The organism is Symbiopectobacterium sp. Eva_TO (assembly GCF_053848865.1).
In genome coordinates this window covers 4229669-4242488 of sequence record NZ_JBSPEY010000004.1, presented here as the reverse complement: position 1 = coordinate 4242488, position 12820 = coordinate 4229669, and the positions used below count along the sequence as shown (strand labels likewise).

At 53.8% G+C, this 12820-nt stretch carries 8 protein-coding genes and 4 pseudogenes; 8 read left to right on the top strand and 4 right to left on the bottom strand.

Annotated elements, in window-relative coordinates:
• Window positions 1-56 precede the first annotated feature (56 nt).
• From ACWWJF_RS24795 to ACWWJF_RS24785, 3 genes and pseudogenes are all read left to right on the top strand, one after another.
• Window positions 57-729 (top strand): annotated as a pseudogene (locus tag ACWWJF_RS24795) (ChuX/HutX family heme-like substrate-binding protein); the annotation flags it as partial.
• A 17-nt stretch (window positions 730-746) separates the two neighbouring features.
• A complete protein-coding gene (locus ACWWJF_RS24790) occupies window positions 747-1544 on the top strand; it encodes a heme/hemin ABC transporter substrate-binding protein (RefSeq protein WP_455871261.1) in 798 nt (265 codons plus the stop codon).
• Window positions 1541-1792: pseudogene (locus ACWWJF_RS24785) on the top strand (iron chelate uptake ABC transporter family permease subunit); the annotation flags it as partial. The gene ACWWJF_RS24790 and the pseudogene ACWWJF_RS24785, both read left to right, overlap by 4 nt.
• A gap of 20 nt (window positions 1793-1812) precedes the next feature.
• On the opposite strand, the pseudogene ACWWJF_RS24780 reads toward ACWWJF_RS24785, so the two are convergent.
• Window positions 1813-2844 (bottom strand): annotated as a pseudogene (locus tag ACWWJF_RS24780) (IS630 family transposase).
• A gap of 84 nt (window positions 2845-2928) precedes the next feature.
• On the opposite strand from ACWWJF_RS24780, the gene ACWWJF_RS24775 reads away from it, so the two are divergent.
• Both ACWWJF_RS24775 and ACWWJF_RS24770 read left to right on the top strand, forming a co-directional pair.
• Window positions 2929-3699, top strand: a complete 771-nt coding sequence (locus ACWWJF_RS24775) for a FecCD family ABC transporter permease (RefSeq protein WP_455871260.1) — start codon at window positions 2929-2931, stop codon at window positions 3697-3699.
• A complete protein-coding gene (locus ACWWJF_RS24770; protein ID WP_455870833.1) occupies window positions 3692-4462 on the top strand; it encodes a heme ABC transporter ATP-binding protein in 771 nt (256 codons plus the stop codon). Before ACWWJF_RS24775 ends, ACWWJF_RS24770 begins: the two co-directional genes overlap by 8 nt.
• 1 nt (window position 4463) lies before the next feature.
• Here ACWWJF_RS24770 and ACWWJF_RS24765 read toward each other — a convergent pair whose 3' ends face one another.
• On the bottom strand, window positions 4464-5915 hold the full coding sequence (locus ACWWJF_RS24765) for a protein adenylyltransferase SelO (RefSeq protein WP_455870832.1): 1452 nt from the start codon (window positions 5913-5915) through the stop codon (window positions 4464-4466).
• 213 nt (window positions 5916-6128) lie between these two features.
• The gene (locus ACWWJF_RS24760; protein ID WP_455870831.1) at window positions 6129-6581 is read right to left on the bottom strand and encodes a hypothetical protein; all 453 of its coding nucleotides are present in this window, start codon (window positions 6579-6581) and stop codon (window positions 6129-6131) included.
• A 64-nt stretch (window positions 6582-6645) separates the two neighbouring features.
• On the opposite strand from ACWWJF_RS24760, the gene ACWWJF_RS24755 reads away from it, so the two are divergent.
• The 3 genes and pseudogenes from ACWWJF_RS24755 to ACWWJF_RS24745 all read left to right on the top strand — a co-directional run bounded on the left by ACWWJF_RS24755 (window position 6646) and on the right by ACWWJF_RS24745 (window position 9162).
• A protein-coding gene (locus ACWWJF_RS24755; protein ID WP_455870830.1) for an IS5 family transposase occupies window positions 6646-7490 on the top strand; the annotation gives its coding sequence in 2 pieces (ribosomal slippage) (window positions 6646-6991 and window positions 6991-7490; 846 coding nt in all).
• 298 nt (window positions 7491-7788) lie between these two features.
• Window positions 7789-8819 (top strand): annotated as a pseudogene (locus ACWWJF_RS24750) (IS630 family transposase).
• Window positions 8791-9162: a cytosine permease gene (locus ACWWJF_RS24745; protein ID WP_455870829.1), complete on the top strand. Its 372-nt coding sequence runs from the start codon at window positions 8791-8793 to the stop codon at window positions 9160-9162. Before ACWWJF_RS24750 ends, ACWWJF_RS24745 begins: the two are co-directional and overlap by 29 nt.
• Window positions 9163-9286: 124 nt before the next feature.
• On the opposite strand, the gene mfd is transcribed toward ACWWJF_RS24745, so the two are convergent.
• A complete protein-coding gene (mfd, locus tag ACWWJF_RS24740; RefSeq protein ID WP_455870828.1) occupies window positions 9287-12736 on the bottom strand; it encodes a transcription-repair coupling factor in 3450 nt (1149 codons plus the stop codon).
• Window positions 12737-12820 lie beyond the last annotated feature (84 nt).

Genomic DNA, 12820 nt, shown 5'->3' with positions numbered 1-12820 from the left:
GCCTATCTCTTATCTGGAGATACAGCGACTGTCTGGTGTTACAGGGGGCTACATCACAATTTTTTGACCATCAAGGTGATGCTATCCTGAAGGTGTATGCCACCGAACATACCGATATGGCGGCATGGGACGCCTATCTGGCTGAATTTGTCACGGACGTTAACCCAGAGGTGCAGTTATGTCAGGAAACCCCGGCGACCACTCAGGGCTCCCAGCATCGACCAGGCGGCATTTGAAGCCGAATGGCGTGCCATGACGGACGTACACCAATTTTTCATTCTACTTAAACGCTACAATCTTACGCGTCAACAGGCTTTCCTCGCCGTTAAAGACGATCTGGCCTGCAAGGTCGATAACAGCGCCCTGTCGCAAATTCTTACCGCTGCGCAGCAGGATCAAAACGACATCATGGTGTTCGTTGGCAACCGTGGCTGCGTACAGATTTTCACCGGCCCCATCGCCCGGGTGGAGAAAATGGCGCAGCACGCGGAATGGATCAACATTTTCAACCCGGATTTCACCCTGCACCTGATTGAAGATGCGATTGCCGAAAGCTGGATCACCCGTAAACCAACCGCAGACGGTGTCGTCACCAGCCTGGAACTCTATGCGGCTGATGGCACGCAAATCGCACAGCTGTTTGGCCAGCGCACTGAAGGCACGCCAGAACAGGCACAATGGCGCAAACAAATCGAGGCGCTCACCGCAAATAAGGAACTGGTCGCATGAAAAACTGACTTTACGCACTGCTCCTGACGCTGCCACTGAGTGCCAGCGCCAATGAACGTATCGTCTCCATTGGCGGTGATGTCACCGAAATCATATATGCGCTTGGCGCTGAGCAGCAACTCATTGCCCGCGACAGCACCAGCATGCACCCGGCCGCTACGCAAGCACTGCCGGATGTTGGCTATATGCGCCAATTGAATGCGGAAGGCATTCTGTCATTAAAACCGTCGTTAGTGATTGCCAGTGAGTTGTCACAACCCTCTCTGGTGCTCAAGCAAGTGGCGGACAGCGGCGTCAAAGTGATCATGGTGCCTGCACAACCGACGCTAGAAAGCATTACGCAGAAAATCAACACGATTGCACAGGCGTTGCAGAAAGAGAGCGAAGGCAAAGTACTGACCGACCGTTATCAGCAGCAGGTGTCCGCCGTGGCACAGCAACCGCTGCCCGTCAAAGCGCTGTTTGTTCTCAGTCACGGTGGCATGACGGCCATGGCGGCAGGGAAAAATACTCCCGCCGATACGGTGATTCGCGCTGCCGGATTACAAAATGCCATGCCTGATGTAGTGCGTTACCAGCCGCTATCGCAAGAAGGCGTTATCGCCAGTGCGCCCGATCTGTTGTTGATCTCCGCACAAGGATTGCAGAGTTTAGGGGGCGAAGAGAAAATCTGGCAGTTACCCGGTGTTGCACTGACCCCTGCGGGCAAACACCGCCGTGTCGTGGTGGTCGATGATATGGCGATGCTTGGCTTTACGCTGGAAACCCCTGCGCTGTTAACCACGCTGCGTCACGCCGCCGAGCAGGTAAAATGAGACTACGGCAACGTCCCCGCCTAATTCTGGCGGGGCTGATGTGTTTCACTCTGCTGTTAATGCTGGGTGCCGCCAATATGGGGGCACTCACCCTCTCCTTCCGCCAACTGTGGCATGCTCCGATCAGCGATCCGCTGTGGCATATCTGGCTCAATATTCGCCTACCGCGCGTCCTTCTGGCACTGTTGGTGGGCAGCGCGCTCGCCGCAGCCGGTGCAGTGATGCAGGGGCTGTTCCGCAACCCGCTAAATAGCTGTTCCTAATACCGCTACACTTTTGCCTGTCCATGTTTTCCACTGGGAAACGGGCTGACGGTTTCCATGAAGCGGCAAACCTTGTTCAGTCACTGCCACATTGAACAGCATTGATGATTGCGGGTAATGGTTTCATGCAACGCCTGCCATAACCGCTCTACATGATTTACCCATGGTGAGTACACCGGCTGATAAATAACCCTGAATTTCGGGTTTTCTTCCAGCCAGCGCTGCGTCTCCCGGCTTTTGTGAATAATGTAGTTATCAACTATCAGCGTGAGCGTTTTTGCCCGTCTGTACGTTGCTCTCAGATGCTCTAACATACTGATAAACAAACACGAACTTTTACTGTTTCCTCCAACATAGCTGACTTTTCCCGTCCCGCTGTGTAATGCACCCGCCAGATAATATTTCTCGTTCTGGCCCGGCGTCACGATGCGTTTCTGCTTCCCGCGAACCTGCCAGTCCGCGCCAATTTTGGGATTCAGATGAATATCCATTTCGTCTTCGTAAAAGACGGGATGTTCCGCGCTGCATTGTTCCAGCACCATCGCGATGGCCTCCATTTTTTCTTCCTTATGCGGGTCGCGGATACGCAGCGTAGGAGCTGCGCGTCGCCACACCAGACCGGCAGAAGGCCGCCAACGGCGCACCGTGGAAGCATGCAACTGGCAACCGGTTATCTCATTGATTTTTATCGCTAGCAGTTCCGTGCTCCAGCGCGAACGCTGATAGCCAAAATCATGAGGGGAACGCTTTACGAGCTGGATTAACAGTGCGCAGATCTGTTCAAACGGCCAGCGACGGCCACGACCGGGCCGCAGAGATTTGAGGCCTTCAATGCCGTACAGGGTGAGCCAGTTAATCCATCTGCCGATTGACGAACGGGCGCAGCAAAGCATCCTGGCGACATCGCTCACGCGCTCGCCCCGGTGCAACATCAGGATGGCGGTCAGCCTGCGGGCGTGATTCTTGTCACGCGTTTTATGGAGAGTTTTCTTCATCAGGCGTCGTTCGTTACGGGGTATCGGTGCTATGCTCGACATCGCTCAGTCCGGTTGATGATTTGGGATCTTTATCGATTGATCAGATCGCTCAACTCGGACTGAGTTCCCTTCAGGTGATCTACTATTCGGAACAGTTATTTAGCTGATCCCGGATTGCTGGGTATCAGTAGTGGAGCGGCGTTGTTTGTCGCGTTTGCGTTGTTGATGCCTTTGGGCCTTCCGCCGTTGCTGGCGCTCTATAGCTCGATGTTGGCCGCTTTCGCCGGCAGTCTGACGGTGACAGCCATTCTGTTTATGCTGGGACGCGATGAGCGCGGCGGCGTGACGCGCCTGCTGTTAACCGGCATTGCACTGAATGCGCTATGTGGGGCAGCCGTTGGCGTACTGACCTACATCAGTAACGATCAGCAATTGCGTCAGTTTTCGCTCTGGGGGATGGGCAGCCTGGGACAAGCGCAGTGGCCGGTACTGCTGGTGGCCGCTTCTCTGATCGTTCCCGCAATGGCGTGCGTACAGTGTTATGCCCGCAAACTCAATCTGCTTCAGTTGGGTGATGAAGACGCACACTATCTGGGCGTGAAGGTAAAACAGACCAAGCTTATATTACTGCTGCTCAGCGCACTGCTGGTAGGCACGGCAGTGGCGGTCAGCGGCGTGATTGCGTTTATCGGGTTGGTCATTCCACATTTGGTACGCATGAACCTCAGTGCCGATCACCGCTGGTTGCTACCCGGATCAGCGCTGGCAGGTGCAGGATTGCTTATCGCGGCCGATACGCTGGCTCGCACGGTGCTGGCTCCGGCGGAAATGCCCGTGGGTTTGCTCACCAGTTTGATAGGCGGTCCCTACTTCCTATGGCTCATTGTCACGCACAAGGGACGAACCCATGACTAATCGCCTGATGGCACAGCATCTGCACTATCAGGTCGCCGGACGCACATTGATTGATGATGTTTCGTTGGACATCAACTGCGGTGAGATCGTCGCGATTATTGGCCCGAATGGGGCGGGAAAATCCACGCTGCTGCGTCTGCTCACCGGCTATCTGGCAGCCGATAGCGGTGAATGTCAGTTGGTCGGAAAAGCGCTCGCTGACTGGCAGCCTGATGCTTTGGCCGTCATGCGTCAACACGGCGCGCTGAATTTTCCGTTTAGCGTGCGCGACGTGGTTGCTATGGGACGTGCGCCCTATCGCCACGATCGTGCAGGTGACAGCGTGGTCGATCATGTCATGGCGTTAACCGAATGCACGACGTTAGCTCAACAGGATTACCGCCATCTTTCCGGCGGGGAGCAGCAGCGCGTGCAGTTGGCACGCGTGCTGGCGCAGTTATGGCACCCGACACCGACGCCCTGCTGGCTGTTTCTGGATGAACCGACATCTGCACTTGATCTCTATCATCAACAACACCTGCTGCGTCTGCTTAAGCCGCTTACACAACAGCAGCCCCTTGCGGTATGCTGCATTCTGCACGACCTGAATCTTGCCGCGCTCTATGCCGATCGCATTGCACTATTGCATCAGGGAAAACTGGTGGCACAAGGCACGCCGCAAGCGGTATTGCAAAGCGAAACGCTCACGCACTGGTATCAGGCCGACGTGCTGGTACATCCGCATCCCGACGACGCGACGCCGCAAGTTTTTCTGCGCCGTTAGCCTAGCTCGAACAAGACACTTCCAACGCTTTACCCCACGCTGGCGGCGCTGCCGCCAGCGATTCATATTCAGGCTGTTCATCATAAGGACGAGAAAGCGCATGATGCAACTGCGTCAATGGGCTTACATCATCCTGCTCTGCTGCTTCAATCGCTTGCTGCGCCAGATAGTTACGCAAGATATATTTTGGATTAGACGCTTTCATGCTGCGCTGGCGTTCAGCGTCACTCTGCGTCTCCTGCGCCAGACGTGCACGATAGTCGCTAAACCAGGCGTCAAATGCAGCACGGTCGATAAACAGGTCACGCAACGGCGACTCGGCATCCCGCACGTTTGTGTCACTCAACAGACGGAAAGTACGGGTATAGTCACTGTGCTCACGCGCCATCAAGTTCAGCAATCCCACCAACAGATCGTTATCTCTGGCATCTGCATCGAAAAAACCCAACTTGGCACGCATAAGTTGACCAAAATGCGCCATCAGAGCCGGTTCATAGCAACCCAGCGCGGTTTCAAGTGATTCCACCGACAACAATCCAGAGAGTGCCTGCGCTAAGCGATGCAAATTCCACAGTGCTACTGCGGGCTGGTTGTCAAACACATAACGACCGTGGTAATCGGAATGATTACAGATAAAGTCAGGTTGGTAGTCATCCATAAAACCGTAGGGGCCATAATCGAACGTCAGGCCAAGGATCGACATATTGTCAGTATTCATGACGCCGTGGGCGAACCCCACCGCCTGCCAATGGGCAACCATGCGCGCCGTGCGTTCGACAATATCGGTAAACCAAAGTGAGTAGCGTTGTTCATCGTGCCGCCACTGTGGCCAGTGGTGCGTGATGGCGAAATCGGCCAGTTTTTTCACCTGATCCGGCTGACGCGCATAGTAAAAATGCTCAAAATGCCCGAAACGCAGATGACTTTCGGCAACACGCATCAGCATCGCACCCTGCTCCTGCTGTTCGCGTTGAACGGGTTCATCGCTGGTAACGATCGCTAAGGCGCGCGTGGTAGGAATGCCCAGATGATGCAGGGCTTCCGACGCGAGAAACTCGCGAATCACCGATCGCAGCACGGCGCGACCGTCTCCCATGCGCGAATAGGGGGTCAACCCTGCCCCTTTCAGGTGCCACTCAATGCTGGAGCCGTTCGCCAGCCGCTGCTCACCCAGCAAAATCCCCCGCCCATCGCCCAGTTGTCCGGCCCATACGCCAAACTGATGGCCACTATAGACCTGCGCCAACGGCAGCATACCGGGCAGCAGCGTCTTTCCTTGCCAGATATCAATATGTTCAGGCTGATACCAACGGGCAGGCACCCCTAATTGCTCCGCCAGTTCCGCGCTGTGATACAGCAAGCGCGCCCCCAGTAACGGTGTGGGCGAAAGCGCCGTGTAACATCCGGGCAAAGCGTCATGGTAGTGATTGGTAAATCGTAATCCCTGTGTCATCGTCGTTCTGTCACTCTACAGCGTCTGTCAAACTTGAGTGTAGAACGTCAACAGGGAAATAAACACGGAGGAAATACAGGGATACTGGTTTACGCCGCCGGAGTCAGTTCCTGTTCCAACGCATCCAACGGGATGGCAGGCCACAGCTTGCCTTGTATCGCATCCACCTTGAGGTGATGCACTTTTTTCAGATGTTCGAGCGTATCAATCCCTTTAACTATCACTCCGAGGCCCTGCTGGTGGCTTTTCATCACGGTTAAGCAACGGGTCCATTATCAGATCCGTTGCCGGACGCGAAAGAATATCCCACACCAGTTTAGGATCGATTTTCACATAGCTCAGCAAACTATCGTGGAATGCCTTGAGGTTTACCTTACCTGAGCCGAAATTATCCAGCCACAGGGCAAACATGTTACTCAGTTCGGTGATACCAAGGTTTCCTTTACCTACGCCGAGGTGAGGAAACGCCTCATTAATTTCCAGATGGACAAAGGGTAACGCGCGGATCGCATTGCGGCGTGGAATCGATGCCATCAGCAGTTCGGTGCAATGCTTCTCAATGCGCCATACCAACAAAAACCGGTGCAGTTTAAGCCACTCCGCTTTGCGTTGGATGATATCGATTTGTTCATCCAGCAACGTCAGTTTTTGCGCCGTGGTCAACATACTAGGCTGTGTCCCTTAATCCCATGAATTATACTAACTGTTTGTTTCTACATCATTTTGAACTATGGCTCGCTACGACCTTCCCGATGAAGCATGGACTATCATCCAGCCCTTGCTCCCTGCTGAACCAGCAACACCACAGGTCGGACGCCCATGGGCTGAGCATCGCATGATTATCAATGGCATGTTCTGGGGGCTGTGCTCTGGTGCCCCATGGCGTGATTTATCTGAGCGATACGGCCCATGGAAAACCGTTTACAACCGCTTTAACCGATGGTCAAAATCGGGAGTCATTAGCATTATTTTCAATAAGTTACTTTCATCACTTGATGCCCATGGCCTCGTGGACTGGTCAGCGACTGCGCTGGATGGTAGCAATATCAGGGCGCTGAAATGTGCTACCGGTGCTCAAAAAAACATCCCGATATCACCGGAGATAATGGGCTGGGTCGCTCTCGAGGTGGTTTTGGCACCAAAATCCATATGGCTACAGACGGAAGTGGTCTTCCGTTAAACATCGTGTTGAGCCCCGGTCAGGCTCATGAAAGTCAGTTTGCACTACGTCTTTTGGACGGTATTGGAGTTCAACGCCAGAACGGCAGTATGAAACGCCGTGGTCATGCGGTACTCGCTGACAAGGCGTACTCCGGGCATGTATTACGTAACGAGCTGAAAAAAAGAGGTATAAAAACTGTCATCCCCCGAAAATCCACTGAAAAAATGGCGGTGGATGGTCGTTCAAAGCTCGATCGTGACGCCTACCGCAATCGGAACGTTGTTGAGCGGTGCTTTGGCCGTCTGAAAGAATACCGTCGCATTGCGACACGTTACGACAAAACGGCGAGGAATTATCTGGCAATGTTGAAACTGGGCTGCATCCGCCTGTTTTACCAGAGGTTATGTAATTAAGGGACACAGCCTAGTCAGGATATCGCCAGGCACGGTGAGTTTGCCATCCGCACTATTGAAACACCCCGTCATTTCCAAGGCCAATAGCCGTTCATCCCGGCTATAGATGGGCCAGAACAGGTATTCACTTTGGTAGTCAACGTCTAACGTGATTTTCATGATCGATGTCTGTGGAGATAAGTGTTCAATATCACTCTAACTAACTGTTCCGAATAGTAGATCACCTGAAGGGAACTCAGTCCGAGTTGAGCGATCTGATCAATCAATAAAGATCCCAAATCATCAACCGGACTGAGCGATGTCGAGCATAGCACCGATACCCCGTAACGAACGACGCCTGATGAAGAAAACTCTCCATAAAACGCGTGACAAGAATCACGCCCGCAGGCTGACCGCCATCCTGATGTTGCACCGGGGCGAGCGCGTGAGCGATGTCGCCAGAATGCTTTGCTGCGCCCGTTCGTCAATCGGCAGATGGATTAACTGGCTCACCCTGTACGGCATTGAAGGCCTCAAATCTCTGCGGCCCGGTCGTGGCCGTCGCTGGCCGTTTGAACAGATCTGCGCACTGTTAATCCAGCTCGTAAAGCGTTCCCCTCATGATTTTGGCTATCAGCGTTCGCGCTGGAGCACGGAACTGCTAGCGATAAAAATCAATGAGATAACCGGTTGCCAGTTGCATGCTTCCACGGTGCGCCGTTGGCGGCCTTCTGCCGGTCTGGTGTGGCGACGCGCAGCTCCTACGCTGCGTATCCGCGACCCGCATAAGGAAGAAAAAATGGAGGCCATCGCGATGGCGCTGGAACAATGCAGCGCGGAACATCCCGTCTTTTACGAAGACGAAGTGGATATTCATCTGAATCCCAAAATTGGCGCGGACTGGCAGGTTCGTGGGAAGCAGAAACGCATCGTGACGCCGGGCCAGAACGAGAAATATTATCTGGCGGGTGCATTACACAGCGGGACGGGAAAAGTCAGCGATGTTGGAGGAAACAGTAAAAGTTCGTGTTTTTTATCAGTATGTTAGAGCATCTGAGAGCAACGTACAGACGGGCAAAAACGCTCACGCTGATAGTTGATAACTACATTATTCACAAAAGCCGGGAGACGCAGCGCTGGCTGGAAGAAAACCCGAAATTCAGGGTTATTTATCAGCCGGTGTACTCACCATGGGTAAATCATGTAGAGCGGTTATGGCAGGCGTTGCATGAAACCATTACCCGCAATCATCAATGCTGTTCAATGTGGCAGTGACTGAACAAGGTTTGCCGCTTCATGGAAACCGTCAGCCCGTTTCCCAGTGGAAAACATGGACAGGCAAAAGTGTAGCGGTATTAGGAACAGCTATTTAGGAATACTCGATAGGTTTATCAATTTCCTGACGCTGTTAGGCATTATTTTCCCACCCGTCGTTGGCGTGATGATTGTGGGATATTTTTGCGTAAAAGAGAATGCTGAAAAACTGAATCAGTCACGTGATACCAACACCTTGCCCGGGGATGACATCACGCCACTAATAGGTTGGGACGCCATTTTTTGCTGTTTGTTGGGGAGCCTTGTGGGGGCAATAGATAGATGGGGTGTGCCCGCTATTAACTCATTATTGGTTGCTATGGTTTCTTATTGGGGAATTTATAAGTTTAAATTTTTTACCAGCACTGTTTCCAGCTAATACAGCATGGGCCTTTTGCTGACGTTGTAGTCTCCCTAACGTTAGTTTTAGTGCAGTGTGTTTACGTTATATCCAACCCCGCACACAGTGGTGGCTAAGCGAGAGTAGCAACCACTGTGCAGGCTTATGCCGCCAAGGTGTGCTGAGCCATGTCAGTCAGAAGTCCAGCAATGAAGTCGATACGCTCTGGCCTTTCGCTGAGGTCTTTAATAAATTTCAAGCGGGTAGGGCCATCCAAACGATAGACGCTAGGATCGCGCTGTAACAGGCCAATCAGGTGTGCAGGATCGACCCTGTTATGGGCACTAAACTCGATAAATCCGCCTTTTTCGTTGCCCTCGATACGTTTGATGCCCAGCGATTGCGCGTGCTGGCGCAGCGCGGCAATCTGCAACAGATGGAGCGTGGCATCCGGCAGGGTACCAAAGCGATCGATAAGTTCCACTTTCAGCTCTTCCAATGCGCTATCGTCCTTGGCGCTGGCAATGCGCTTGTAGAATGACAGTCGCGTGTTGACGTCAGGGATAAAGGCCTCTGGCAGCAAGGACGGTAGGCGTAATTCCACCTCGGTTTGACTGCTGATCAGATCTTCCAAAGAGGGTTCGCGCCCGGCTTTGAGCGCATCGACCGCGCTTTCCAGCAGTTCCATATAGAGCGAAAAACCGACGGTTGTCATTTGCCCGCTTTGATCTTCGCCAAGCAGTTCACCCGCGCCGCGAATTTCCAAATCATGGGTTGCCAGTGCAAAGCCTGCACCCAAATCCTCCAGTGATGCGATGGCTTCCAGCCGTTTGTGCGCATCGGTACTCATCGCCTTCGGATTTGGCGTCAGCAGATAGGCATAGGCCTGATGGTGCGAACGTCCGACGCGCCCGCGCAACTGGTGCAACTGGGCCAAACCGAAATGGTCGGCACGCTCAATGATGATGGTGTTGGCGCTGGGAATATCGATGCCGGTTTCGATGATGGTTGTGCACACCAGCACGTTAAAGCGCTGATGATGGAAATCGCTCATCACCCGTTCCAGATCCCGTTCGCGCATTTGCCCGTGACCAATCGCGATGCGTGCTTCAGGCACCAACTCCGCCAAGCGTTGTGCGGCTTTCTCGATGTTTTCTACGTCGTTGTAGAGGTAATAAACCTGTCCGCCACGCAGAATTTCACGCAGCATCGCTTCACGTACCAACAGGCCATCGTAATCGCGAACAAAAGTTTTTACCGCCATACGGCGCGCGGGCGGAGTGGCAATAATCGAGAGATCGCGCATCCCGCTCATCGCCATGTTGAGAGTACGTGGGATCGGTGTGGCGGTCAGCGTCAGGATATCCACGTTGGCACGCATCGCTTTGATACGCTCTTTGTGGCGCACGCCAAAGCGGTGCTCTTCATCCACAATCAGTAGCCCAAGATCGCGCCAGTGCACGTCACTTTGCAGCAGTTTGTGGGTGCCAATCAGAATGTCTACTTTGCCTTCCTGCGTTTGTTCCAGCACCTGCGTCTGTTCTTTGGCACTGCGGAAACGGGAGAGCATTTCGATACGAATGGGCCAATTGGCAAAGCGATCGCGGAAATTGTCGTAATGCTGTTGTGCCAGCAGAGTGGTCGGCACCAGCACGGCTACCTGTTTGTGGTTTTCCACCGCGAGGAACGCGGCGTGCATCGCAACTTCGGTTTTACCGAAGCCGACGTCACCGCATACCAGCCGGTCCATTGCCAGCGGCTGACACATATCGCTCAGTACGGCATTGATGGCTTGCGCTTGATCCGGCGTGGTTTCGAACGGGAACCCCTCGCAGAAAAGTTGGTATTGTTCGCGATCGTGCTTAAAGGCAAATCCGTTTTTCGCTGCGCGCTGCGCGTAGATATCCAGTAGTTCGGCTGCCACATCACGTACTTTCTCCGCCGCTTTTTGCCGCGCGCGTGACCAGGCATCACCGCCCAGTTTGTTTAATGGCGCATTTTCATCGGCCCCACCGGAATAACGGCTGATGAGGTGCAATGACGAAACCGGAACATAGAGTTTGTCTTCCCCAGCGTAGGTCAGGATCATGTACTCTGCGGTGATGCCACCGGCTTCCAGCGTCGTGAGGCCGACGTAACGCCCAACGCCGTGCTCCAGATGCACCACCGGCTGGCCCGGATGCAGTTCGGCCAAGTTGCGGATCAGTGTATCGGTATTAATGGTGCGACGGCTGTCCTGACGTCGACGTGCAACGCGTTCACCGAGCAGATCGCTTTCACAAATCAAGGCGCGTTGGCGCAGCGTGTCGATAAAACCGTGCTCGCTGGCACCGATAATCAGATAAGCGCCGGGTTTGTCCGCCTGATCCAAACGGATAATTGGCGTTGGCGCCAGTTTGATGCGTGCCAGTAATTCTTGAAGGGTTTCACGACGCCCCTCGCTTTCAACGGAAAAGATCACCTGTCCGGTAAAACCTTCCAAAAAACGTCGCAGTGCATCCAGCGGCGCTTTGTGCTGGTGCTGGATGGCGATGTCCGGCAGCGTTTGGTAACCGAGGTTGCGGTGCGCTGCTTTTTCCGTCAGCGTTTCTTTGCTGAGCTGAACGCGCGGCCAGGCTTTCAGTTCGCTGAACAACGCATCGACTCGCAACCACAAGGCGTCCGGCGTTAACAGAGGACGCATCGGGTCTACGCGGCGGCTTTCAAAACGTTGTTGAATATCGGCCCAAAAGCGGGTAGCGCTTGCTTCAAGATCGCCCGTATTAACCAGCAGCGTATTGCTGGGGAGATAGCTGAACAGCGTGCTGAGCGGCTGTTCAAAAAACAGCGGTTGCCAATATTCAATGCCTGCAGGCCAGGTACCTTTGCTGACCTGTTGATAAATATGTTCGGCATCACGACGCACTTCAAAGGTTTCGCGCCAATGGCTGCGAAAGCGTTCGATGGCATTTTTGTCGGTAGGGAACTCATGCGCAGGCAGCAGGCTGATTTGTGCCACTTCGTGCAACGTGCGCTGGTTATCAACATCAAATACGCTCAGGCTATCTACGTCATCATCGAAAAAATCGATGCGATAGGGCTCTTCACTGCCCATGGGGAAGAGGTCCAGCAGCGCACCGCGCGTGGCAAACTCCCCGTGTTCCATTACCTGATCGACACTGCGATAGCCTGCCTGCTCCAACTGCGCGCGCAGTTTATCGCGCGACAGGCGTTGTCCTTTTTTCACCATCAACGCATGACCGTGCAGGAAGGTGTGCGGGCACACCAACTGCATTAGCGTATTGACCGGCAACACCAGTACGCCGCGGGTCATTTCAGGGAGGTGATACAGTGTGGAGAGACGCGCCGAGATGATCTCCTGATGCGGCGAGAAACTGTCGTAAGGCAGCGTCTCCCAGTCAGACAACGTGGTGACCGGATGCACCGTAAACTGCTGAAGTTCATCGCGTAGCCGCAGCGCGTTTTGCATATCGGGGGCGATAAGTACAACCGGCCCGGCGTGGCGTTCAATGATGTCTGCACACTCGACGGCGCAGGCAGCGCCGGTTAGTTGGCCTAACAGACGTTGTTCACCCGCTTTTACGGGCAGAGCATAGCGATTTTTTTCAGGCATATTCCGAATATCTGGTGTTGCCCCGTTCCAGCATAAGAAAAAGCAGTGTAGAAAGCGGGGTAGGGTTCCATAAAGTGATATGAC

Excerpts from the sequence above, each read along its gene's own strand:
- ACWWJF_RS24770 (WP_455870833.1), top strand. The coding sequence starts at position 3,692 with ATGACTAATCGCCTGATGGCACAGCATCTGCACTATCAGGTCGCCGGA.
- mfd (WP_455870828.1), bottom strand. The coding sequence starts at position 12,736 with ATGCCTGAAAAAAATCGCTATGCTCTGCCCGTAAAAGCGGGTGAACAA.
- ACWWJF_RS24765 (WP_455870832.1), bottom strand. The coding sequence starts at position 5,915 with ATGACACAGGGATTACGATTTACCAATCACTACCATGACGCTTTGCCC.
- ACWWJF_RS24760 (WP_455870831.1), bottom strand. The coding sequence starts at position 6,581 with ATGTTGACCACGGCGCAAAAACTGACGTTGCTGGATGAACAAATCGAT.